Annotated in this window: 19 protein-coding genes; 15 read left to right on the top strand and 4 right to left on the bottom strand. The window is 41.8% G+C overall.

Annotated features, from left to right (window positions below):
- Nucleotides 1-36: 36 nt before the first annotated feature.
- Nucleotides 37-2,568 (top strand): bifunctional lysylphosphatidylglycerol flippase/synthetase MprF, encoded by a 2,532-nt coding sequence (gene mprF / locus R2B72_RS14730; RefSeq protein ID WP_318617429.1) that lies wholly within the window; start codon nucleotides 37-39, stop codon nucleotides 2,566-2,568.
- Between the two features lie 155 nt (nucleotides 2,569-2,723).
- On the top strand, nucleotides 2,724-3,281 hold the full coding sequence (locus R2B72_RS14725; RefSeq protein ID WP_318617428.1) for a GNAT family N-acetyltransferase: 558 nt from the start codon (nucleotides 2,724-2,726) through the stop codon (nucleotides 3,279-3,281).
- Nucleotides 3,282-3,344: 63 nt separating this feature from the next.
- On the opposite strand, the gene R2B72_RS14720 is transcribed toward R2B72_RS14725, so the two are convergent.
- The gene (locus R2B72_RS14720) at nucleotides 3,345-3,716 is read right to left on the bottom strand and encodes a DUF2500 domain-containing protein (protein ID WP_318617427.1); all 372 of its coding nucleotides are present in this window, start codon (nucleotides 3,714-3,716) and stop codon (nucleotides 3,345-3,347) included.
- A gap of 143 nt (nucleotides 3,717-3,859) precedes the next feature.
- Between R2B72_RS14720 and R2B72_RS14715 the strand changes: the two genes are divergently transcribed.
- Nucleotides 3,860-4,243 carry a CidA/LrgA family holin-like protein gene (locus R2B72_RS14715; protein ID WP_318617426.1) on the top strand — a complete coding sequence of 128 codons (384 nt, stop codon included), beginning with the start codon at nucleotides 3,860-3,862 and terminating at the stop codon, nucleotides 4,241-4,243.
- Nucleotides 4,234-4,923, top strand: a complete 690-nt coding sequence (locus R2B72_RS14710; protein WP_318617425.1) for an LrgB family protein — start codon at nucleotides 4,234-4,236, stop codon at nucleotides 4,921-4,923. Before R2B72_RS14715 ends, R2B72_RS14710 begins: the two co-directional genes overlap by 10 nt.
- 24 nt (nucleotides 4,924-4,947) lie before the next feature.
- Here the strand turns inward: R2B72_RS14710 and R2B72_RS14705 are convergent, their stop codons facing one another.
- The gene (locus R2B72_RS14705; RefSeq protein WP_318617447.1) at nucleotides 4,948-5,493 is read right to left on the bottom strand and encodes a transcription repressor NadR; all 546 of its coding nucleotides are present in this window, start codon (nucleotides 5,491-5,493) and stop codon (nucleotides 4,948-4,950) included.
- A gap of 13 nt (nucleotides 5,494-5,506) precedes the next feature.
- Nucleotides 5,507-6,649: an IscS subfamily cysteine desulfurase gene (locus tag R2B72_RS14700; RefSeq protein ID WP_318617424.1), complete on the bottom strand. Its 1,143-nt coding sequence runs from the start codon at nucleotides 6,647-6,649 to the stop codon at nucleotides 5,507-5,509.
- A 98-nt stretch (nucleotides 6,650-6,747) separates the two neighbouring features.
- Here R2B72_RS14700 and nadB point away from each other — a divergent pair, with 98 nt between their 5' ends.
- The 7 genes from nadB to R2B72_RS14665 all read left to right on the top strand — a co-directional run bounded on the left by nadB (nucleotide 6,748) and on the right by R2B72_RS14665 (nucleotide 16,893).
- Nucleotides 6,748-8,331 carry an L-aspartate oxidase gene (nadB, locus tag R2B72_RS14695; RefSeq protein WP_318617423.1) on the top strand — a complete coding sequence of 528 codons (1,584 nt, stop codon included), beginning with the start codon at nucleotides 6,748-6,750 and terminating at the stop codon, nucleotides 8,329-8,331.
- Nucleotides 8,300-9,139, top strand: coding sequence for a carboxylating nicotinate-nucleotide diphosphorylase (nadC, locus tag R2B72_RS14690; RefSeq protein ID WP_318617421.1), 840 nt, complete (start codon nucleotides 8,300-8,302; stop codon nucleotides 9,137-9,139). Before nadB ends, nadC begins: the two co-directional genes overlap by 32 nt.
- A gap of 14 nt (nucleotides 9,140-9,153) precedes the next feature.
- The gene (gene nadA / locus R2B72_RS14685; protein ID WP_318617419.1) at nucleotides 9,154-10,263 is read left to right on the top strand and encodes a quinolinate synthase NadA; all 1,110 of its coding nucleotides are present in this window, start codon (nucleotides 9,154-9,156) and stop codon (nucleotides 10,261-10,263) included.
- Between the two features lie 122 nt (nucleotides 10,264-10,385).
- Nucleotides 10,386-11,504, top strand: coding sequence for an o-succinylbenzoate synthase (gene menC, locus R2B72_RS14680; RefSeq protein ID WP_318617418.1), 1,119 nt, complete (start codon nucleotides 10,386-10,388; stop codon nucleotides 11,502-11,504).
- A 122-nt stretch (nucleotides 11,505-11,626) separates the two neighbouring features.
- Entirely contained in the window at nucleotides 11,627-13,861 is a 2,235-nt protein-coding gene (locus R2B72_RS14675) for an S-layer homology domain-containing protein (protein WP_318617417.1), read from the top strand.
- Nucleotides 13,862-14,290: 429 nt separating this feature from the next.
- A complete protein-coding gene (proB, locus tag R2B72_RS14670) occupies nucleotides 14,291-15,379 on the top strand; it encodes a glutamate 5-kinase (protein ID WP_318617416.1) in 1,089 nt (362 codons plus the stop codon).
- A gap of 266 nt (nucleotides 15,380-15,645) precedes the next feature.
- The gene (locus tag R2B72_RS14665) at nucleotides 15,646-16,893 is read left to right on the top strand and encodes a glutamate-5-semialdehyde dehydrogenase (protein WP_318617414.1); all 1,248 of its coding nucleotides are present in this window, start codon (nucleotides 15,646-15,648) and stop codon (nucleotides 16,891-16,893) included.
- Between the two features lie 100 nt (nucleotides 16,894-16,993).
- Here the strand turns inward: R2B72_RS14665 and R2B72_RS14660 are convergent, their stop codons facing one another.
- Nucleotides 16,994-17,914, bottom strand: a complete 921-nt coding sequence (locus R2B72_RS14660) for an LCP family protein (protein ID WP_318617413.1) — start codon at nucleotides 17,912-17,914, stop codon at nucleotides 16,994-16,996.
- A 219-nt stretch (nucleotides 17,915-18,133) separates the two neighbouring features.
- Here R2B72_RS14660 and R2B72_RS14655 point away from each other — a divergent pair, with 219 nt between their 5' ends.
- The 4 genes from R2B72_RS14655 (at nucleotide 18,134) to glcT (ending at nucleotide 24,003) form a co-directional block, all read left to right on the top strand.
- Nucleotides 18,134-20,173 carry an EAL domain-containing protein gene (locus R2B72_RS14655; RefSeq protein ID WP_318617412.1) on the top strand — a complete coding sequence of 680 codons (2,040 nt, stop codon included), beginning with the start codon at nucleotides 18,134-18,136 and terminating at the stop codon, nucleotides 20,171-20,173.
- 78 nt (nucleotides 20,174-20,251) lie between these two features.
- Nucleotides 20,252-21,118: a patatin-like phospholipase family protein gene (locus R2B72_RS14650; protein ID WP_318617411.1), complete on the top strand. Its 867-nt coding sequence runs from the start codon at nucleotides 20,252-20,254 to the stop codon at nucleotides 21,116-21,118.
- A 240-nt stretch (nucleotides 21,119-21,358) separates the two neighbouring features.
- Nucleotides 21,359-23,047: an AAA family ATPase gene (locus tag R2B72_RS14645; RefSeq protein WP_318617410.1), complete on the top strand. Its 1,689-nt coding sequence runs from the start codon at nucleotides 21,359-21,361 to the stop codon at nucleotides 23,045-23,047.
- Between the two features lie 110 nt (nucleotides 23,048-23,157).
- Nucleotides 23,158-24,003, top strand: a complete 846-nt coding sequence (gene glcT, locus R2B72_RS14640; protein WP_318617409.1) for a glucose PTS transporter transcription antiterminator GlcT — start codon at nucleotides 23,158-23,160, stop codon at nucleotides 24,001-24,003.
- The last annotated feature ends 173 nt before the right edge of the window (nucleotides 24,004-24,176 follow it).

Raw genomic sequence — 24,176 nt, 5'->3', positions numbered from 1 at the left:
AGAGTAAAAGACAGATTACTGTAAATGGGGGAGCTTATGTTCACAATGCGCAAAGCGCAGCTAGTCCAAATCATTAAGATTTTATTTCCGCTCCTGTTATTGGTAGTCGCCGTTTATGAAATTCAACAGGTTGCTAGCGGAGTGGATGTTAATTTGCTGCGCAATGAAGTAAGTCAGTTGCAACTATGGGAACTTGTACTTATTCTACTTGTATCGTTGTGCGCCATCACACCGATGTTTTGCTATGACATTTTGTTGATGAAGGTGCTTAACATTCAACTGAAGGCAAGGGAATTGATCCGCCATTCTTTTATAGCCAATTCATTTTCAAATTTGATAGGATTTGGTGGTCTCGTCGGTTTCTTTCTGCGTAATTATTTCTATTCAAAATATAAAGAAGAAAAGGAAGGCATGTTGAAAAACATTGCTTCCGTAACACTGTTCTATTTAACGGGAATTTCCTTGTTAGCGTGGATGATACCATTATTTTTCCGAGATTTCTCTTTGTTATCTGAAGAGAAATGGCTGTTTCTGGCGGTCATTGCCGTTAGTTTATATGCACCGATTTTTATTATCATTTATACCATTCAAAATAGAAAATCGGCTACGTCTTCATTCAGCCATACAGTAGCTGTTCAGCTTATCATTACATCGATTGTTGAATGGCTTGCCGTTTTCGCAGTCATTTGGTTTTTAACGTTTGTGTTAATGATTCCAATTGGACTTTCGTCTTTAATTCCCATCTTTTTAATCGCTTCATGTGCAGGAATTGCCAGTATGATTCCTGGCGGTCTTGGTTCATTTGACCTCGTCTTTTTATGGGGGACACAAAGTGTCGGGATTGCAGATGAGAAAGTACTCGTTTTACTTGTGTTATATCGACTGGGTTACTTTGTGCTCCCATTTTTATTTGCAGCCTTGCTATTCGTCAAAGAGTATTGGGAACGTTGGAATCAATCATGGGGCAATGTTCCAAATGTACTATTCCAAAAGGGCAGTCATACTTTGCTGACCATATTAGTGTTTATTTCTGGCGTTATTTTGCTTCTGTCAGCAGCTGTGCCGGGGATTTTGAGTCGTTTAAAGATTACTCAAGAATTTTTATCCTTACCAATTATGCACGTCTCTCATCAATTGACCGTAGCGGCTGGGTTTATTTTACTTGGGCTTTGCAGAGGAATTGAATATAAAGTAAAAGGGGCCTTTCGCCTTGCGCTTATCGTCTTAACGAGTGCGGCGCTTTTTTCAGTTTTTAAAGGATTTGATTATGAAGAAGCCATCTTTTTGCTCATTGTTATGGCGCTTCTAATTGCAGCTAAAAAACAGTTTTACCGTGAAAGCTATGTATTGACCTGGGGGAAAGTGGTAGTCGATGCAATCGTCGTTATCTTTATTACGACGATGTATGTGGCCATTGGCTATGCAAATTTACCGTCTGCCAAGTTCCGTGTTCCAGCAAGCTTGCAAAGCTACTTCATTACGGATTATCGGGATCTATTTTACAGTGCAGTTATTGGAATTGTTATTGCTATTGTTATTCTAGTCGTCGGTTATCTAATTCGTCGACCGAAGAAAATGGAAATGGTATCGTCTATTCATCAAGAAGAAAAAATAAGGGCGCATCTCGAGCGTTATAGGGGCACTGAATTTTCCCACCTCATTTTTTTGCATGATAAATATATGTATTGGAATAAAGATCAGACAGTGCTGTTTTCGTATCAAACGTATGCCGATAAAATCGTAGTACTAGGCAATCCGGTTGGAGAACAAGCAAATTTTTCCTCGGCAATTGAAGAGTTTTTGGGAACTGCGGACCTCTATGGGTTTACACCAGTCTTTTATGAAATTAATAATAAAATTCTCTCTTCTTTACATGAACATGGGTTTAATTTCTTTAAACTGGGTGAGGAAGCGCATGTCGACTTAGATGCATTCACATTGTCAGGCAAGAAAATGAAAGGTTATCGTGCGGTCAAAAATAAATTTGAGAAAGAGAACTTTTCGGTAGAACTCCTCAATCCTCCTTATGCGTCCGAAATCATAAGTGAATTAGAGGAAGTATCAACGAAATGGCTACAAGGCAGGGCGGAGAAAGGTTTTTCACTTGGCTTTTTTAATGAGGGGTATTTAAATACATCACCCATTGCGGTTTTGCGAGATAGTAAGGGGATTATTGGCTTCGCAAGTTTAATGCCTATGTATGATAATCATGAGTGTATTTCGGTAGATCTTATGCGTTTCAAGCCTGATGCGCCGTCTGGAACGATGGACTTCATCTTTCTTTCCTTGTTTGAGTGGGCAAAAGGGGAAGGCTATCGCGTATTTAATATCGGTATGTCTCCGCTATCGAATGTTGGTAAATCTAAATACTCTTTTGTCAGTGAAAAAATTGCAGCTCAAATTTTTTTGCATGGACATTACTTCTATCATTTTCAGGGGTTAAAAAATTTTAAAGATAAATATGCGGATTTTTGGGAATCAAAATATGTTGCCTATCGCAAGAAAACAAATTTATCGTTCACGATGGCACAAATTACGTTGATGATTGCTAAGAAAAGACCTGAGTAGTAGGAAAGATTTTAACAAGACACGCACTACAACGATTGGATTCGTTGTGGCGCTTGTTGTCAAGTACACAATATGAAATTATTACCTTGTACATGTCGTTTAAATGCTGACGGTAAACTTGTAATTCGATATTTTTGTAGACGGGGGTAGAGGAAGTGAAAAAGAAGAGGCTGTTTATCGAAACGGAACGTCTTATAATACGTCCATTTGAAAATGAAGATTATGAACAGTGGAATGACGGATTTAATAACCGATTGCCTTCGCAATACAAGTATGATGAAGGTTACAGCAGTAACTCATCTACTTATACAAAAGAATGGTTTGTTGAGTGGATTCAAGGGTTTAGCACTGCAGCAGAAAACGATGATATGTACATCCTCGGGGTTTTCAGAAAAGAAGACGGTGCCAATGTTGGAAAGGTAGAGCTGATTACGATTCTTCGAAGGGATTATGATTGGGCGATGATGGGCTATTCCATACATAATCAATATTTTCGGCAAGGCTATGGAAAAGAGAGCGTAACGGCGGCAAGTGAGGCGTTTTTCAATGAGCTGAATTTTCATAGAATTGAATTGCATATTAATGTAGATAATGAGCCGTCTAAAAAGTTTGCGGAGAGTGTAGGCTTTCGTTACGAATGTACGCGGGAAGAATTTTCGTATGAAGATGATCAATGGACGGATTTCCTGATATATTATAAAAACCGTAAATAAAGTAACAACAGCCCCATTCCTAATGCGCTACATAGGAAGTGGGGCTGTTGTTTTCATTGCAGTTTAGTCATTCAGCACGCGTTTATATTCAAGATAGCGTGTGCCTTGGAATGTCAGCATGCCCAAATCGCCTTCAGCAAGCATCCCGTATTGAGAGCCCGTTACTGGGAATTCGATTCGGTCGCCACTTTCAACTTGAAAGGTTGTGTAGTACCGTGTACTGGCTGATGAATCACCTGATCCGCCAGACGTCTCTGAACGTTTGGTAATCACTTCAGCAGGCACGGTTAGTTTGGGTGAGTTATTATTTTTATTCCACTCGCCAATACTGCTAATGATTGCAACTAAAATAATACCGATAAAAATAATAAAAAAGATGACCATGAAAATTGGGCCGAATGAAAACATGAAATCACCAACTGGGTCAAATCCCATTTACAACACTCCCTTTAAAGTAAGCATACATCTTATACGTTTCCTTCATTAAATAGTTTCATAAGCACCTTTGATATATTTACTATACTTCTCTATAATAATACAAATAGTCTTCTAACGTGAAGATGGGGGAGGGGATTTTGATGAAATACGTGAAAATTAGTTCGCAAGTTCTATTATTATATGGCTTTGTGTTAGCAGGTGGCTGGCTTAAAAGCTTTTTCCTTATCCCTCTTCCAGGTAGTATTATAGGGTTATTATTGTTATGGGCAGCTTTATCATTGAAAGTTTTTCGACTGCAATGGATTGAATCTGGCTCTTATTTTTTATTATCTTTTATTCCATTGTTCCTCTTACCTGCGACAGTCGGGGGCATGGATTACGGGCATATTTTCACTGGAAAAGGCTTTTTATTAATTCCAATTACGATGATTAGTACTTTTTTGACGATGTGGATTTCGGGTTATACGAGTCAATTCATTGCACAGAAATCGGCTAAAAAGGAGCAGGAAGTGCCATGCGAATAATGATGCTTACCGTCTTTTTTTTCGTCATGACCATCGCGGTTTATGTTGTGATGAACTTTTTCTATGTAAAATATCGCAGGTCTTTTTTAATTCCGATCTTAACATCAACAGTTACTATGATTGTCATCCTTCTGTTATTCAAAGTCCCTTATGCAACGTATATGATTGGCGGCAAGTGGTTGGATATATTGTTGGGGCCAGCCATTGTTGCGTTGGCCATTCCGTTATTTAAACAGCAGGATATGCTCAAAAAAAATGTACTGTCGATTATTGGTGGCGTGTTGATGGGTGTAGTTGTGGGAATGACGAGTGGCGTGCTGTTTGCTAAGTTATTTGGTTTCTCGCAAGATATTATTTTGTCTCTATTACCAAAATCCATTACAACGCCTATTGCGATTCAAATTACAGCGGCAGTAGGAGGTATTTCTTCATTAGCTACTGTATTTGTCATGATTGCAGGCTTTACAGGTGTCATTTTTGGTCCGATGTTTTTTAAATGGACACGAATGGACAAGGCAATGGGGCGCGGAATTGGATTAGGCGCTGCGGCGCATGCGCTCGGTACGTCGAAAGCGCTAGAACTTGGAGAGCAGGAAGCCTCGATGAGCTCAGTTGCCATGACGTTATGTGCCATCATAGGATCGATTGTAGGTCCAGTGATAGTATGGATTTTTTATTAATAAAATATTGAAGCGGGTATCTAGTCATTCGACCAAGATACCCGCTTTTCTCAATGCGTCTTGTGCATTGCTTATCTGTCCTTCATTGTCTGCCTGTATCGTATGAAGATGAATGCCTTCTTCCGCTAACTTCGATAAGTAAACTGCTTTTGCCTCATTAATTTTTTTCATAAATTCCTGTACCTCGTTCCGATTCGAAACCATGATGGAAGCACTTAAATCACCATAGACAGGATGTTCAATTTTTACATCTTTGACAGTTACCCCGTTATCGACAAGAATATTGAGTTCTTCTTCGGTTTGTTCAGGTCGATGTTGGCAGACGATTACTCTTTCAATTTTTCCGGGTGTTAGTTGTGCGTGCATATAGATGTAACCTTGGCTTGTTGCGATGATGGGTTCATTTTTTGCTTTAAGCAATGTAATATCGCCAACAATCACCTGTCGACTAACATTCGTTAGTTCCCCTAGCTCTTTCCCCGTCATCGGTTGGGTAGCTGTTTGTAAAGTGTCAACAAGGAGTTGACGGCGTTCGCTACCAGGTATTTTTTCATTTTCACTCATGCTTATCCCTCCAGCATTATTAGTTTACCACAATTGGCGACTTTACTTTCAAGGCGATTTGAATAAGCTTGTCCGCCAATGCCTGTACGTTAGCCATTGTTGTGCTAGCACCGAATGAAATTCGAATAAATTCCTTTGCATGCTGTTCGTCTATTTGCAATGCCATCATCGCTTTGGAGGCATGTTGCTGACCTACTTGGCACGCGCTACCGGTTGATATGGCAAAGCCGAGTCGATTCAATTCTAGCATGATAAGTTGACCTTCGACATTTTTTACACTAAGCCCAATAATCTGGGGAAGTTGTTGTGCACGATTGCTCGTTTGATAAATCGTGAATAGTTCTGGATAGGTCATCACTTTATCGAGAAATGCCTGCCGAAATGTTTGATAATCATGCTCATAGTTGTTTACATGACTTGCCGCTGTGATAAATGCGGCAATACCAGGAACGTTGACAGTGCCACCTCTGAATCCTGATTCGTGGACGAGTCCTGGGAAGACTGGGACAAGTCGATGCCGAGGATGGATGTAGGCGACACCAACACCTTTTGGACCGTACACTTTATGACTTGAAATGGTTAAACTGTCGACAATACGTGCAATTGGTTTTACATCGATTTTGCCAAATGATTGCACACAATCACTATGAAGAAGAATAGAACGTTCTTTGACGATTGCCGCAATCTTTTCAAGCGGTTGTATTGTGCCGATTTCAGGATTGATATGTTGGATACTGACTAGAATCGTTTCGCTTGTGAGTGCTTTTTCAAATAAATGAAGATCCACAAAACCCTCTTCAGTAAATGGAATTGTCGTTATGGTAAAACCCTCTTCCTGCAAATAGGCCAAGGCAGAGTCGATGGAAGGATGCTCCCCCACTGTAGTGACAATATGTTTTCCTTTATGCCGATTTGCCTTTGCTAATGAAATAATGGACAGCAGATTGCTTTCTGTACCCCCACCAGTGAAGTACAAACCAGCTGCAGGCACGCCAAGCATTGCCGCAAGCTCCTCTCGACAAAATGCTAGCATGTTTTGTGCTTCAGTTCCGACCTCATGTAAACTACTCGTATTTCCATAGCAAGCTTGCGCGAGCTTGCCGTAAACATGTGCCGCCTCCGGATGCAATGGCGTCGTTGCAGCATAATCAAAATAATGCACAGGTCATTCCTCCAACTTCATAATAACTTCATCTTGTCATAGTTCGACTTTTATGTAAAGATAGATGTCAAGACACTAGTTGAATCGGAGAGGACAACATGAAAACATACACTTGTATCATTGTCGGTAGCGGAATTGCCGCCATGCAATTAGCTCATCATCTAAATAGTCAATGTAGCGTGCTTGTCATCACAAAATCTCTAAAACAAGCAAGCAATTCTTATCGGGCACAAGGGGGGATTGCCGCAGCAGTTGGTAACGGTGACAAACCAGCTTTTCATTATGAAGATACGATTCGGGCAGGTTGTGATTTTCATAACCATCAAGAAGTGCGTCTTCTTGTTGAAAAAGGTCCCGAACTCATTCAACAATTGACAGTAAGTGGCCTTGATTTTGATCAAGATGACACCGGACAAATTGCTTTAGGTATGGAAGGTGCACATGGTCGAAAACGGATTGTCCACTGCGGTGGTGATGCAACGGGTAAGCACATCATGGACCATTTGCTGTCTTCACTGACTAGCAATATTGAAGTTGTAGAAAATCGTTTTGTCTATGAATTAATTGTGCATCCTGTTTCGAAAAAATGTATAGGCATTAAGGCGAAGGACGCGGACGGTAACAATGAAATATATTTTGCTGATCATGTTGTTTTGGCAATGGGGGGAGTGGGTGGATTATTTTCTTTTTCATCAAACGATCCTTCAGTCACAGGGGACGGCGTTGCGCTAGCCTATCGAGCGGGCGCTGAGCTGATGGATATGGAGTTCATTCAATTTCATCCGACGTTACTCTATTTAAATGGGAAAACGGCTGGGCTGGTTTCGGAGGCTGTCAGAGGGGAAGGTGGTCGATTAGTTGACGAAACAGGTCGGTCTGTAATGGCTGGAAAACACCTTTTGGAAGATTTGGCCCCCCGACATATTGTAGCCAAGGAACTTTTCCAACAGCGCATGGCTGGTAAGGATGTCTATTTAGACATTTCTATGATTGACCATTTTGAAGATAAATTCCCGACCATTACTGCATTATGCCAAGCAAATGGCTTGTCATTGGAAAAACAGAGGATTCCAGTGGCCCCCGGTTGCCATTTCTTAATGGGGGGCATTGTTGTGGATGCAGTCGGTCAAACCTCAATAGAAGGCTTATATGCCATCGGTGAAACGGCATCGACAGGCGTCCATGGTGCCAATCGACTTGCGAGTAACTCGTTGTTGGAGGGACTCTATTATGGGCAGCAATTAGCCAGTCATTTGAATGAACGGTTGGTTGCGAATGAAATAAAGTGTGATATGGACTTTGCACCAACAACGCCATGGGTGACAGTACCTTCATTACCCGATAAGCAAGAGCTGCGGGAAAAAATGATGACCTATGCGGGCATTATTAGAACAAGTTCGGACCTTGAACAGCTGGCGAATTGGTTACATCAATACAACCAATGGGAAATGCCATTGGATGAATGGGACACAGATACGATTCAGCGATTGTTTATGCTACAAACGGCAAAGCTTATTACAACTGCTGCACAGCTCAGAACGGAAAGTCGGGGAGCACATAATCGAGAAGACTTTCCCGAGGAGAACCAACGATGGGGACACATCCATATCGTCCAATCGAAAAAAGGAATCGAAATGAGGGAGCGACAACATGAATACCATCAAATTGAGATCTATGCTTGAGCAATTTTATCTAGAAGATATTGGCGATGGTGATCTCTCCAGTGAATTATTATTTCCGGAAACGGTCGTTGGTGAACTGACGATACTTGCCAAAGTGGGTGGCATTTTTTGTGGGTCAAAAGTTATTGAGGAAGGCATGCATGTGGTTGATCGACAGACCGTTGTGAATTGTTTCGTAGAAGATGGTAGTCCAATTGAAAAAGGCGATGTCATTGCGACGGCAAAAGGCTCGGTGCAAAGTTTGTTGAAAAGCGAACGTGTCATTTTAAATTTGATTCAACGAATGAGTGCCATTGCCACGGAAACACGTCGTGTTGTGGAAATGATTGAGGGAACGGGAACAAAAGTATGTGATACGCGTAAAACAATGCCTGGCTTGCGTATGTTGGATAAATACGCGGTTCGTATGGGTGGCGGATTCAATCATCGTAACGGCTTATTTGACGCAGTCATGCTGAAAGATAATCACCTGGCATTTGCGGGCTCCCTGACGCAAGCTGTTGAAACGGTAAAAGTGAAACTTGGGCATACCGTCAAAATTGAAGTCGAAATCGAATCGGTTGAGCAATTACAAGAAGCCGTTGCGGCAAAAGTGGATATCATTATGTTCGATAATTGTACGCCTGACATGATTGCAAGTTGGAAGGGCATTGTACCAGACACTATCATAACCGAAGCATCTGGCATGATTACCCAAGACACCATTCGTGCCTACGCGGAATCAGGTGTGGATTACATTTCACTCGGGTATTTAACGCACTCTGTCAAAGCGTTGGATATGAGTGCAATCGTTGCGATAAATAAATAATTGGAGGAATCGCTATGTCTATTTTGCAATACTTCGAAGAACAAAAAAGTGGAACACTACCAGAAAGCTACCGGGAACTTACGCGTGAGCAAATGGAACAACGTATTGTGGCGATTAAACAACAGCTTGGGAATAAGCTGTTCATCCCTGGGCATCATTACCAAAAAGATGAAGTCATTCAATTTGCGGATGCATCAGGGGACTCTCTGCAACTCGCACAGCTTTGTGCGGCGAATGAACAGGCGGAGCATATCGTATTTTGCGGTGTACATTTCATGGCGGAAACGGCTGATATTTTGACGAATGATCATCAGAAAGTCTATTTACCTGATATGCGTGCAGGTTGTTCGATGGCGGATATGGCTAATATTTTTCAAACGGACCGTGCGTGGCAAGCACTGACGGAGCTATTTGGTGAATCGATTGTACCGCTGACCTATGTCAATTCGACTGCTGCTATTAAAGCGTTTGTCGGTAAAAATGGCGGTGCAAGTGTCACTTCTTCAAACGCAGAGTCGATGGTGAAATGGGCGTTCACACAAAAAGAGCGAATTTTATTTTTGCCAGACCAGCATTTGGGGAGAAATACAGCGTATAAGATTGGTGTCCCTCTTGAGCAAATGGCGATATGGAATCCGATTGACGACAAGCTAGAATATGAGGGTAACGTTGAAGATATCAAAGTGATTTTGTGGAAAGGGCATTGCTCTGTTCATGAAAACTTTACCGTCAAAAATATCAATGATTTCCGACAAAATGAGCCAGATAGACGAATTATCGTTCATCCAGAGTGTGCGCATGAGGTCGTTGCACTTGCGGATGATAACGGTTCGACGAAATATATCATTGATGCAATAGAGGGAGCGGAGCCTGGTAGTAAGTGGGCGATAGGGACAGAGATGAACCTTGTCAACCGACTCATTCAAAACCATCCCGACAAACAGATCATGTCACTGAATCCAAGTATGTGTCCTTGTTTAACGATGAATCGAATTGACTTAGCGCACCTACTTTGGAGTTTGGACAGTATTGTCAATGGAGAAACAGTCAATATCGTTCAGGTCGATAAAGAGACGGCTAAAGATGCTGTTGCGGCATTGGAACGGATGTTGGCAAGAGCATAGAGGAAAGAACAGGCACCTTGTCGCAATGGACGGGGTGTCTTTTATTATGTCTGATTCTAAACGGTTGAAACTTAACAATAGAAGAGAGAAGATGGAATGACTAGCCAAAAAGGAGAATTCCGATGATTATTAAAGAAATATCAATCCGTAAAATGAAAATGATGATGAAAACACCATTCTCGACAAGTTTTGGAACACTTCAGGAAAAGGATTTCCTTGTGCTTGAGGTGACAGATGAGTTTGGTAATACAGGTTGGGGAGAGTCTGTCGCATTTCGCGCGCCATGGTACACAGAAGAAACGCTTGAAACTAATCTACATATGATCAAGGATTTTTTAATCCCCTTAGTGATAGGCATAGAAATCGAGCATCCCGATGAAGTAAGCACGTTATTCGCTCCCATTCGTAGAAATAATATGGCGAAGGCAGCTGTGGAAGGCGCGATTTGGGATCTCTACGCCAAGCGCAACAAGCTGACATTGGCACAAGCACTAGGTGGCGAGCAAGAGCGAATTGAAGTGGGCATCAGTATTGGTATCCATGACAATCATGCGGACTTGGTAACGACGGTTCGTGGATTTATTGACAAAGGCTATAAACGCATCAAGGTGAAAATCAAACCAGGCCATGATATCGAAGTCATCCGTGAGCTACGCAAACACTTCCCAGACGTGCCGCTCATGGCAGATGCCAACTCGGCGTATACGCTCGAGGACGTGGAACTGCTCAAACAGCTAGACGCATTCGATTTGATGATGATTGAGCAGCCACTTGCTTATGACGATATTATTGACCATGCGGTGTTACAAAGGCAGTTAACAACGCCCATTTGTTTAGATGAAAGCATTTTGTCCTTAGAAGATGCACGAAAAGCGATTGAACTGGGGAGTACCAAAATTATTAATGTGAAAATTGGGCGTGTTGGTGGTTTGACAGAAGCGAAGAAAATTCATGATTACTGCATGGAACAAGGTATTCCCGTTTGGTGTGGAGGCATGCTGGAGGCGGGGATTGGACGTGCGCATAATATCGCACTGACAACACTACCAAACTTCATTCTACCAGGTGATACAGCGGGATCATCTCATTACTGGAAACAAGATATTATAACACCGGAAGTAGTGGTGGAGGATGGCTATATTACAGTACCAACTGCGTATGGCATTGGCTACGAACCAGATTTTGGGGCTATGGATCAGTTTACGGTGGATAAAATGTATTTTAAGGGCTCATGCAAATAAAATAGGACTATTCTTATTTGGATAAACATAGGATAGATAGGATTGTCTACCAATACATTTGTTTGAAAATGGTAGAAAATGCTGTATAATTAAAATGATGTTAATTTAGGGAGGTTTTTGGGGTGAGTTTAAAGAAAATGGGTGTTCTAGTAAGCTCTTCAGTGTTATCTTTGGGCATGTTTTCTTCTGTTGCCAATGCTTCAAGCACAGTGGGTGAACAACCAGAAAAAGTACGAATCGAAGTTGCTTCCACAGAGCTAGTCGTCACAAAAAATGATTTAATCAAGAAGTTTAAGGAATTGTTTCCTAATCAGTTTGACTTCTTAACAGCCAGTGATTTTCATATGAGTAATGGTCACTTTTATCCCGAAGACGGAGATGACACAGTGCGTCATGAATTATCGGCCTTTAAAACAGTGAACGGCAAGCAATTGTATGCGAGTGTAGGATTTGTTGGAGAAAATTTAGACATTGACAATTTTCATTACCAACCGCTCAATGAGAAAGATGCTCTATTTCCTGCAAAGGTTTCTAAAGACGGGGCCCAGAAAATAGCGGCTGATTTTGTGAAGCAATTTTCTGATGGCAAAGACTATCAATTACAGTCCAATCCTTTCGACTTTTACTTTCCACAACTTCTATCAGAACCCATTCGTTACTCATTTTCTTTCGCACGAATGGAAAAACAAGTACCAATTGCCGATCAAACAATAGAAGTATCTGTTCTTGGCAATGGAGAAATCGTTAGTTTTTACCGCAATTCTACGAAAACGAGTAAATCCACTTTTGAGGATAAACAACGACTCAAAGAAAAAAATGACTTAGTAGCAAAATTTGAAGACAATCTTACTGCTAATTTGCACTACCAAATTGGGTTTGATTATCAAACGAGCGAGCGTACTGTTCAACTTGTCTATCAACCAACTCTTGGTTTACAAGGTATTCACGCAACTTCTGGTAAGTGGTTAACTGCAAACGGCTACTCGGCAGACTTTCCGAAGGCTACAAAAACAGAACTGATTGCAGCTAGTCCGTTACCGGCAAAACGTAAAGGTGTTACTTTGGAAGAAGCTAAGAAAATAGCTCAAAATCTTCTTGCAAGCAAATCGGATAAAGTGAAGCTCAGTATTGAGTCAATTGAAGAAACGGAAAGAGAAGACGGACAGGCTATTATTCGTATTCACTATATGTATCATTATGCAAATGGTGGAACGGGAACAGGTTTGGAAATCAATAAAGCAACAGGTGAGATTACACAATACAGTGATATATCAAGCGAAATGCTTGGTCAACTTGATGAAAAAACTAAAAAGGAAGATGCTATTTCACAGCAGGCAGCAGTCACTAAAGCACTTTCTTATTTAAAGGAATGGGTTCCTTCTTACTTGCACAACTATGCAATGCCGATAACAGAGCCTTATTTTGATAAGAATCGTGGTATGTATAGTATTTCGTTCCCGAGAGTTGTCAATGGTATTGCTGTGATGGGGGATGACATTACGGTTGGTATAACTGCCGATGGTTCATTGAACAGCCTATATGTCAATTATCAAGAGGTAGAAGAATGGCCAGCGCCTGATAAAGTGATTTCGAAAGAGGCTGCCAAAGTGATCTTGAAAGATGCACTTAATCTAAAACTGACGTATACGAAGCCAGTGCAAGACGCAGACAAACATCATTATGATCTTGTCTATATACCTGAATTTAATGAACAGGCATTTAGTTTCTTAGACGCTAGTACGGGTGAATGGCACAGCATGTGGAATAGAAAAAATTCAACCGTCATCTCACATCCATGGGCACAAGAAGAACTAAATTATCTGATTCAAACTAACATTTTAGACGTTAAAGATAGTGAAAAATTTAACGGCGATGCCCCTGTTTCAAAAGGCGAAGCACTAAAAGTAATCATGAATTCACTTAGTTATTTCTATGCAGGCAGGTATTACTATGCTGAAGAAAACACGAAACAAACTTTTACAAATATCGACACTAAGCACCCGTATTATCAAGTAGTTGAACGTGCAGTGGAATCGGGCATTATATACCCAGTCAATCAAAGCTTGGATGTGGATAGTCCAATCACAAGAGAAGAACTAGCTGCTTTGTATATACGCGTCCTAGGACTTGAGCAAGCCGCTAAAGACGGAAGTATTTATAAACTGAACTTTGCAGATGCTGATAAGGTAAGCAAGGAGTATAGCGGTTACGTCGCTTTGGCAAATTCACTAGGAGTGCTAAAGGCGGATGACAATAAGTTTAATCCGGTTCAACAAGTGTCCTATGCGGAATTGGCTGTCACAACGATTCGTCTAGCTCATAAAATGGCTGAGAGTGGCAAGAGATTGGGTTACTAAAATAGTCACTTTCTAGTAGTGGAAATAAAGAAGACATCTTATTTGAAGTGATAAGGTGTCTTTTTTCACTTGACAATTACTTTTTATATTGTATGATTACTTAAAATATTGAAAAACGAACGGCGATGAAGGAATAGTATGTGTGAACTTGTTGTGCCAGAGAGCGAAGTTTAGTAGCTGGGAGACTTCGTCACAAACAAACCACAGAACCTGCCTTTGGAGTCCTATGTAAAATATAGGCGCGAACCTCAGCGTTATGAGGAAAGCGGGATGCGTCCAAACGCATCCAATTTTGGTGGTACCGCGGAAGCAAAGTTCTTTCGTCCTTAATATGAGGATGATTGGGCTTTTTTTATTTGATTTTGTGGAGAGTTATTCATATTAAAGCCTACAGCGTATTTGATTGTTTAGACATAGGGGGATATTGACATGAAAAAACAACGAATTGTAGTTAAAATCGGGAGCAGTTCTTTGACGAATGATAAGGGAGAAATTGATCAGGAGAAGTTCGACGATCATGTTGAGGCACTTGCAGCTCTTCGCACAGCGGGTCATGAAGTCATCGTTGTCTCATCTGGTGCAGTGGCGGCGGGGTTTACAGGATTAGGCTACCCTTCAAGACCGCTTACCATTAAAGGCAAACAAGCGGCGGCGGCAGTCGGGCAAGGTTTATTAATACAATCTTATCTTGAAAAATTTAGTAAGCATCGCATCGTTCCTGCGCAAATTTTATTGACACGAAGTGATTTTTCCAACCGTGAACGATACAGAAATGCATTTGCGACGCTGACGGAGCTGCTGGAACGGGGTGTTTTACCGATTATCAACGAAAATGATACCGTCTCTGTTGATGAATTGACCTTTGGGGATAATGATATGCTGTCTGCGCTTGTAAGCGGCTTTCTTCATGCGGATCGGCTTATTATTTTGACAGATATTAATGGGCTATATGATGCCAATCCGCATAGTAATCCTGCGGCGAATCGTTTTGATTATTTGGAAGAAATCACCGATAGCCTTTTGGCTGGTGCGGAAGATACGGGGTCAAAAGTCGGAACAGGTGGTATGAAGTCAAAGTTATTGGCGGCCAAAACAGCTCACTCGCTTGGGGTCTCGGTCTTTATTGGCACCGGAAAAGGTTCGGATAAGTTGCTTGAAATTTTAGAGGGGGCGGGGGACGGCACGTATATTGCCAATCCTGATTGTACAAAAATCAACACAAGTAGGCAATGGATTGTCTTGCATTCCGAATCGACGGGTAAATTATATGTCGATCAAGGTGCGGAAGAAGCGATTTTATATAATGGGAAAAGTTTATTGCCAGCTGGCGTGGTAAAAATGTCGGGGACTTTTGATAAAGGGGACGTCGTGGAAGTGTTTGGGGCAAATGGTTTGTTGGGCAGGGGCGAAGTCAGTTATTCATCAGATGAACTGGACGGCACGCTTGAAAAAAGACATAAGGAAAAGCTGTCATCGACATCGGAAGTGATTCATCGGGATCGTTGGGTGCAACTATAACTTGAATCAGCGAAAGTTCCTTCTGATTCAAGTTATAGTTGGGCCTCCGACGTACAGGATGTACTAGTGCCGACGTCGCCACAGGACGTGGCGCCTTTAGTCGGCCGGCGGATGTCACAAATTTTGTAGGGAGCGGGAAGGCAACCTAAGTTCGCCGCGTCCTGCGGCAATGGTTGCATAGCCACTTCCTGTGGGCACGGGAGCGCAATTCAAAATTCGGACGCAATTACGCCAAGGCGTAATTGATTATATGAGGGGGAAATTAAATGAGTGAGGTAACCACAAAAGGGCAATTGGCAAAGCAAGCGAGTTATTCATTGGTCAATGTGACCACGGAGCAAAAAAATGAGGCATTGGCCCTGATTGCTGAACAATTACTGCTTGATCAATCGATGATTCTTGCAGAAAATCACAAGGATTTGGAGGAAGGGCGAGCAAATGGGCTGACGGATGCTGTGCTTGACCGCATTATGTTGACGGACAAACGCATGCAGGATATGGCGCACGCGATTAGGTTGCTAATTGACTTAGCGGATCCAATCGGGGAAACGTTGGAAACGATTGGCAAGGAAAATGGTTTGCATATTGAAGTGAGGCGTGTGCCACTTGGCGTGATTGGCATGATTTATGAAGCGCGGCCAAATGTGACAATTGACGCGGCAACGTTAGCTATCAAAACGGGCAATGCTGTTATTTTGCGGGGAAGTTCTTCTGCAAAATATTCGAATAGCGTGTTGGTAAAATCGATTCATACGGCGCTTGACAAGAGTGCTATCCCGAAAGATTCGATTCAGTTCATTGAAGATACGAGCAGGGAAACTGCAAAGGAGCTATTTCGATTAAATGATTATTTAGATGTTCTCATCCCACGGGGCGGTAAAACGCTGATTGATACAGTGATTCGCGAGGCGACGGTTCCTGTCATTCAAACAGGAGCGGGGAATTGTCATCTATTTATCGATGAAACGGCGGACCGGGAAATGGCTGAAGAGATCGCCTTAAACGCGAAAATTCAACGGCCGTCTGTTTGCAATGCCATTGAAACGATTTTGATCCATGAAAAGTGGTTTGGGCAATATGGTAAAGGGCTGATTGAAAATCTTCAGCGCAGTGATGTGGAGATTTTTGGAGATGAAATCGTCGTTCGCATGTGTCCTGGCGTGCAGGAGGCATCCGAATCGGATTGGTCCACGGAATACCTTGGGTTAACCGTTAGCGTCAAGCTTGTAGGGGATCTTGATGAAGCCATTGCGCATATCAATCGATACGGAACGCAGCATTCGGAAGCCATTATTACTCAAGAAGAGCAGCACGCGGCTCTCTTTTTGACTCGTGTCGATGCAGCCGCGGTCTACCATAATGCCTCTACTCGATTTACAGACGGCTTTGAATTCGGCTATGGCGCAGAGATTGGCATCAGCACACAGAAATTGCATGCCAGAGGGCCGATGGGATTAAAAGCATTGACGACGAGTAAGTTTATGATTCGCGGGAATGGGCAAGTGCGTGTGTAAAGTCGCCAGTAACTACACGAACTTGCTGGTAACTCCCAAAATCTCATCCATAATAATAAAAAAACGCGGGAATGACACTCCCGCGGTTCAATCCATTTCATTACAACTCCAAATGCTGTTTCAGCGTACCTGCTACTTCCTGTAATTCCACTTCATCCATCAGGTAATACCAAACACCGCCATTCATACGCTTGCCTGTCCCTTTTTCAAAATGCAGTTGTTCAACTTGATCGGCCGCATCTCGGTATTTTTTTTGAACGTCTACCATTTCATCGAATGTCATATTGGTTTTGATGTTGTCGCCGATTGCGTTGAAGACACTGCGGTAATTGAGTAAATTCGTAATTGATTTGCCTTCCTGTAAAACGCCTTGAATGACTTGGCGTTGTCGATCTTGGCGACCCCAGTCACCGCTTGGATCCCCTTTGCGCATTCGCACATAGGATAATGCTTCTTTGCCAGTCAATTTAATTTCACCAGCTGGGAAATGAAAAGAGTCCTGTGTGAAATCCATTGTATTCGTAACGGTTATCCCGCCGACTGCATCCACTACATCTTGAAAACCTTCCATATTCACTTCCGCAACATAATCGATGGGCATATCTAGTAAATTTTCAACCGAATCTAGTGACATCTGAATCCCGCCAAAAGCGAATGCGTGATTAAGTTTATCCTGCGTGCCGTGCCCGATAATTTCAGTATACGTATCTCGCGGAATGCTGACCATTTTCGTTGATTTTAAAGTTGGATTGACTGTCATAACAATCATAGTATCCGATCGTCCTTTATCACCTTCGCGCTCATCAACGCCTAATACAAGGACGGAAAATGGGTCCTTTTTACCGAACATGATGCTTTCCTCTCGTTTATCGGATAGTTCACGATCGATTGGTTTATACATGCCCTTTAATGTTGACGTTACATCTAAATAGACAGTTAATGCTAAACCGCCTATCACAAGACCCAAAATCGCAATAATCCAGGGCCATTTTTTACGTTTCTTTTTATGTGCTCGTTTCATTATAATCCTCCATTACATGTAATCTAAAAAAGTATACCTTAATATAGACGAATGTTTGAGTCTAAAGTTTCTTTATTAAATAAAGTGCCAATATTACCCGGCGGCTATTATATTCTCTTTAGGTACAATGAACTTGAAGATTAAGGCTTTAGACTACCCGATGAATGAAAAAAATGGTATAGTTATAAATTGGAATTATTTAATGAAAGGGGTGTTGATATGTTTTTTAAACCACCATCAGAGGATTTGATAGAGTTGCAAGGCGAGTACTTTTTTCCGATTATTGGACTTTCTATTTTGATAGCCTGCGTTGCATCTTATACAGCATTAGCAATGAATGAGCGTGCACAAAAAAATAGCTTTTTTCATCAAAAATTTTGGCTTGTTCTTGCGTCTATTGCGATGGGCTTTGGTATATGGTCAATGCATTTTGTAGGCATGAGTGCCTTTTCTTTACCCATTGGAATGCATTATGATCGTTTTTTAACAATAGCTTCAATTTTACCGGCAATGATAGCATCATTTCTTGCCTTTTACATAGCCAATCGACCACATAAAGTATTTTGGCTCTATCTAGTTGCTGGAGTTGTGATGGGGCTCGGTATTTCGGTGATGCATTATGTTGGAATGGCCGCTATGAAAATGGATGCGATTTTTGTTTATGATAGCTGGCTGTTCATAGCGTCCGTCATTATCGCCATCATCGTTTCTTTTGTCGCATTATTCATATTTTCAGCATTACAGCGTTACATGGAAAATCGTTTTATTAAACTGATGACTGCGATTATTATGGGGCTAGCTGTGTCGAGTATGCATTACACAGGTATGATGGCGATTTCTTTTTATGTTTCTCCCGATCATGCTTATACTTCAACGACTGCTCATGAGGTGAAACTATCATTTCTCATTATTAGTGTGACAGTTGGGATGGCAATATTGCTTAGCGTCTTGCTATTATCCACTTTAGTGGATCGTTATGTGAAATTTCGCACCAATTATTACGATACGTTGACGGGATTACCAAATCGGCGTCAGTTTGAAAAACAACTAACAAATGTAGCGGGTCGGCAAACGTTGGCGATTTGGCATCTCCATGACATGGAAAAAGTCAATCGAGAGAATGGCTACCATTTCGGGGATGAAGTGCTACAACATATCGCGGAATTAATGAATGGTTCAAAACCAGTACAAGCTGACCTATTTAGGATCGAAGGGAATCGTTTTGCTTTTTTAGCAAAAGGAGCGGAGCATGAAGTTTCTTTTCATACAGCAATGGAAAAGATTGCACAAACACTGCGTCAGCCGTTTGTGAGTCAGGATAAGGAAATTATTCTCCCGGCTGTCTGCGCTTGGTTGCCGGCTAGCCAACAAAACGAAACATCAAATATCTATTCAAATGTGCTTGCTGTCTTAAACTCACCATCGCTACAATACAAATTTGATATTATTCTTTATGATCCTGCCATCCATACATATACATTTGAACGGGAAATTGCCAGTGATATAGAACGCGCAATGATGGAGGATGAGCTGTATCTTGTTTACCAGCCAAAAGTAAATGGAAAAACCTATGAAGTGATGGGTGTTGAAACCTTACTGCGCTGGCAACATCCCGTCTATGGCATGCTGTCACCTGCTGTATTTATCCCTATTTTAGAACAAAATAATCGCATGTTGGATGTGACGGATTGGATCATTGAGCGAACTTGCCGCCAGCTTGCGGAATGGGGCAATGAAGGGCAAACTGTTGGACAAGTAGCCATTAATATTCCAGGACAGTATATTACTTCATCCCGGCTATTGAAAGTGTTAAAGCGAGCAGTCGCAGATTATAAACTTGAGCCACAGCAATTAGAGCTTGAAATAACGGAAACGAGTTTTGTGAAAACGATTGAAGAGGCGATACGTGCCGTTGGTGTATTCCGTCAAGAAGGCTTCTCTGTCGCATTGGATGACTTTGGAACAGGTGTATCATCGCTATCTTATTTAAAACGAATCCCGATTTCAACGTTAAAAATTGACAAGTCTTTTGTCGATGAAGTACCGGCATCTGCAAAGGATTCATCGATTATACAAGCCATCATTGCACTCGGTAGTTCATTGGATTTGTCGATAGTCTTTGAAGGAGTCGAAACAGAGGAGCAATCACAGTTTTTGGCATCAACATGCAAGCAACCGATTATTCAAGGCTATTACTTTGCAAAACCGATGATAGCATCGGAACTGATAGAATGGGGTCAACGTTTTAAACAGCGATAGACCCACTATGTTTTAGTTCTACTTTCCTCTTTCTATTCTTACAGTGTAACAACACCAAGAAAAGGGAGAGGTTTAACTATGTTAATAGATGGGGTGTTTTCAGGGGGAGGTTTGAAAGGATTTGCGTTAGTCGGGGCCTATCAGGTATTGGAAGAACAAGGATACCGTTTTCGGCGTGTAGCGGGAACGAGTGCGGGTGCGATCATTGCCTGCTTTATAGCTGCCGGCTACACGGCTAAGGAAATTGAAGAAATGTTAGAAGAATTGGATATGACTTCCTTGCTGGATCCGCGTCGAACAATTCTACCATTTCCGTTTATGAAGTGGCTCGGCTTGTATTGGCGACTGGGTTTATATCAAGGGAAAGCGTTGGAAAATTGGTTTTTAGAAAAACTGGCTGCGAAGGATGTCTATACATTTGCAGACGTTGTACCTGGATCTTTGAAACTTATTGCCTCGGATTTAACAAATGGAAAAATGCTCGTTCTTCCTGATGATTTAGCCGATTATGGTATCGTAGCTAATAATTTTCCAATCGCGCGCGCATTACGCATGAGTTGTGGAATTCCCTTTTTCTTTGAACCTGTCAAATTGAGAGTAGGATCAGGGGATACGATTGTCGTTGATGGCGGCGTGTTAAGCAATTTTCCGTTGTGGCTATTCGACAAAAAAGAGCGCCCAGTTCTAGGCTTGCAGCTTACCCGTAGTCAGGAAAAACAGTCAGGCTATCCAATCAACAATGCCTTGCAATTATTCGAAGCCTTATTTTCAACGATGAAAAATGCCCATGATGAAAGATATATTTCTCGCAAACATGAAAAGGATATTATTTTCATCCCAGTAGATGGCTTCAGTGCAACTGAATTTGATCTTGATGAACAGGGAAAAGAAACGCTGATGGAAATAGGGCGTAATCGCACAACGCAATTTTTGAAAACATGGTGAATCGTGGCCCTGAATCTTATTCAGGGCCTTTTGATATGGAGAGGAATAGGTAGTCGAGTTTCGCCCCAGGGTAGTCCAGTTTACAAAATAGGTAGCCGAGTTCCGGTACGGTATAGGGATCTTCTGAAATTTAATTAGCCTTCACTGGGTATTTATGGCGTGGATTCCTTTAATTCGCCTACCAAAATAGTTGGTTTGTCATTTATACTAGACGTATCCCCTAGAAGGAGTTGAGAAGGCTTGAAGTTAGCAACAAAGATTGTCACTCTAGTCCTCTTAGTCGTAGGAATAACAGCATGTATTGGTTGGTACGCCTTTAATTCGAATAAAGGGACGGCCATTTCATTTGCTGAACTGGAAAAAACAATTCAGGCTGCACAAGGTCAAATCTCTTTGAAAGAAACATCTAGTGGTTCACTATACTTACAAACAACAGACGCGCTGTACGTCACACAAGTTCGTCCGCAAAGTCAGTTAGTGGAACAATTAGTTGAAAAATATAATCTAAACTACCAATATGCCAATCAAAATCAATTCGACGGTTTACTGATTGGTGGATTACTCATAGTATCACTTGTCACATTGTTCGTCCTGCACAAAAAAGGAAAAATTGGCATTGGCGCTTCTGCGATGAAAAACAGTGCATCCAAAGCAACACCTTTACCAGACATTACGCTACAAGATATCGGTGGACTTCCCGTTGAAATGAAAGAGGAAATTCACCAAACTTTATCGATCATAAAAAATCCGAAACAATCGGCGCAGTTAGGCATCACACCACCGAAAGGTCTTCTATTATACGGGCCGCCTGGTACAGGGAAAACCTTGCTGGCACAAGCGATTGCCCGTGAAATTGGTGCGACTTTTTATTCATCAAGCGGTGCAGCTTTTACTGAGTTATTTGTGGGTGTGGGTGCTTCCCGTGTACGCACGCTGTTTGAAAACGCACGAAAGCACAAACCGGCTGTTATTTTTATTGATGAAGTCGATGCACTTGCAGGAAAACGAAAAACACATGGTGGGGAAGAAACGGAAAAAACGCTAACGGAATTACTTGTCCAGTTAGATGGAGGCAATAATAACGACGGTGTGTTATTTATTGCGGCGACGAACCGTAAGGATATGCTTGACGAGGCTTTCCTGCGCCCAGGACGAATCGATTACTCTTTCCAAGTTCCATTGCCAGATACGACGGGCAGAAGAGAGATTATTGATATTCATACGAAAGGCAAGCTGCTAGCGGATAACGTTGCCGCTTCCTTGGATGGCTTGGCTGACAGTACTGCAGGTTTTTCGGGTGCTGAGTTGAGTTCGCTGTTTGAAACGGCGAGTAGAAGGGCGATGCGTGATGGACGCCAACAAATTGATAAGAATGATTTAGACTTTGCCATTGACCGTACGATTTTGGGTAGCACTTCACGCACGTTGAATGATCAAGAGACAAAGCGCAGGGTAGCGATTCATGAAACGGGTCATGCGCTTATTGCGGCGATTACGAAGCCAGGTTCAGTGCGAAAAGCGACGATTATTCCGCGTGGACAAGCGCTTGGTTATGTTGCCCCATTTCAAAAAGAGCTTCATTTATCGACGTATAGCGAATTGCTCAACCAAGTGAGTATGATTTTGGCCGGTGGAGTTGCAGAGCGTATGTACCTTGGCGAGCATAGTATCGGCGTTGGTGGCGATGTCCAGCAAGCCAAGGAAATCATTGGAAGAATGGTTGATACAGGCTTGTTGCAAGACGGCTTTACCCTAACGTTTAATGAAGGTCAAAAAGAACTGAAGATGCAAGCGATTTTTGACAAGGCACTTCATCAGACAGAAAGCTTGATTCAACAATACGCTGCTGAATTTGATCAGTTAGTGGATCTGTTAATGAAAAAAGAGACGCTAGATGGTACGGAGATTCAGGAGATAGTAGGTTTATAACGGTAAGTCGCCACGGCCATTAAGGTTGTGGTGTTTTTGTGGTTCAGATACCTATTTACTAGAGATTAGTGCTAAAATGAAAGTTAATAATAGATACAGGGGATAGATGGATGGAAAATTACTTAATTCACAAAGCATTGAATAATAATGTGCTCATTGCGACGAATAGCAGTGAGCATGAAGTGATTTTAATTGGGCGGGGTATCGGCTTTGGTGCCAAGGCTGGGGAGTCGATTCAGCAAGAAAAAATCGAGAAATTATTTGTTTTAAATGATCCAGACGAGCAAGAGCAATATAAGCAACTTCTTTCGAGCATAGATGAAGACACGCTAAAAGTGCTTATTGCTGCAGTGGAAATGATTCAACAACGAGCCAATCAGCCGTTGAATGAGCATATCCATGTGGCGCTGACAGACCATTTAGTGTTTGCGGTTAGTCGAATGAGGCGGGGCTTGGCGATTCGCAATCCTTTTTTACTGGAAACGAAAGCACTTTATCCGGAGGAATATGACATTGCGACTGAGGTCACAGCCATGGTCAATAAACAGCTGACAGTCGCGCTACCAGAAGGAGAAATTGGTTTCATCACCCTACATATTCACAGTGCCCTTGTGAATAAAAATGTGCGTGATGTGACAAGGCATTCGGAACTCATTGTGCAATTGGTGAACATGATTGAACAGCAATTTAGTATAGAAATCGATAAAGGTAGTATCGATTATATGCGTTTGATTCGCCATCTTCGTTTTGCGATTGAACGAGTTGTACGTGGTGAACGCGTTGCGGAACCGAAAAAGATTACACTGTTATTAAAAGCAGAGTATCCTGTTTGTTACAACTTAGCTTGGAAGCTCATAAAGGTGATGCAACAGGCATTACAAAAGGAAGTGTACGAAGCGGAAGCTGTTTACCTAAGCCTTCATTTGCAAAGAATTCAAGCAAAAGTCGAACAATAATCAGATTGTGTTTGTCAAATGAGAAGTTCTATGCTACGATTCTTTTATAAAGTCATTGAATTTGAAAGAAGCACTAAATTGAATAACTTATTATCTGCATACGTGTTACTGATACGATCAGGCATGAGTAAGAAGATGATTGATGACGGCTACAAGAGGAGATTCTTGTAGGC

The organism is Sporosarcina sp. YIM B06819, assembly GCF_033485175.1.
In the GTDB taxonomy this organism is placed as follows: Bacteria; Bacillota; Bacilli; order Bacillales_A; family Planococcaceae; genus Sporosarcina.
This window is presented reverse-complemented; position numbering and strand designations above follow the sequence as displayed.

Coding starts and splice junctions, on each gene's coding strand:
- mprF (WP_318617429.1), top strand. CDS start 37: ATGTTCACAATGCGCAAAGCGCAGCTAGTCCAAATCATTAAGATTTTA.
- R2B72_RS14720 (WP_318617427.1), bottom strand. CDS start 3,716: ATGGGATTTGACCCAGTTGGTGATTTCATGTTTTCATTCGGCCCAATT.
- R2B72_RS14715 (WP_318617426.1), top strand. CDS start 3,860: ATGAAATACGTGAAAATTAGTTCGCAAGTTCTATTATTATATGGCTTT.
- R2B72_RS14710 (WP_318617425.1), top strand. CDS start 4,234: ATGCGAATAATGATGCTTACCGTCTTTTTTTTCGTCATGACCATCGCG.
- nadB (WP_318617423.1), top strand. CDS start 6,748: ATGAAAACATACACTTGTATCATTGTCGGTAGCGGAATTGCCGCCATG.
- nadC (WP_318617421.1), top strand. CDS start 8,300: ATGAATACCATCAAATTGAGATCTATGCTTGAGCAATTTTATCTAGAA.
- nadA (WP_318617419.1), top strand. CDS start 9,154: ATGTCTATTTTGCAATACTTCGAAGAACAAAAAAGTGGAACACTACCA.
- menC (WP_318617418.1), top strand. CDS start 10,386: ATGATTATTAAAGAAATATCAATCCGTAAAATGAAAATGATGATGAAA.
- proB (WP_318617416.1), top strand. CDS start 14,291: ATGAAAAAACAACGAATTGTAGTTAAAATCGGGAGCAGTTCTTTGACG.
- R2B72_RS14665 (WP_318617414.1), top strand. CDS start 15,646: ATGAGTGAGGTAACCACAAAAGGGCAATTGGCAAAGCAAGCGAGTTAT.
- R2B72_RS14660 (WP_318617413.1), bottom strand. CDS start 17,914: ATGAAACGAGCACATAAAAAGAAACGTAAAAAATGGCCCTGGATTATT.
- R2B72_RS14655 (WP_318617412.1), top strand. CDS start 18,134: ATGTTTTTTAAACCACCATCAGAGGATTTGATAGAGTTGCAAGGCGAG.
- R2B72_RS14650 (WP_318617411.1), top strand. CDS start 20,252: ATGTTAATAGATGGGGTGTTTTCAGGGGGAGGTTTGAAAGGATTTGCG.
- glcT (WP_318617409.1), top strand. CDS start 23,158: ATGGAAAATTACTTAATTCACAAAGCATTGAATAATAATGTGCTCATT.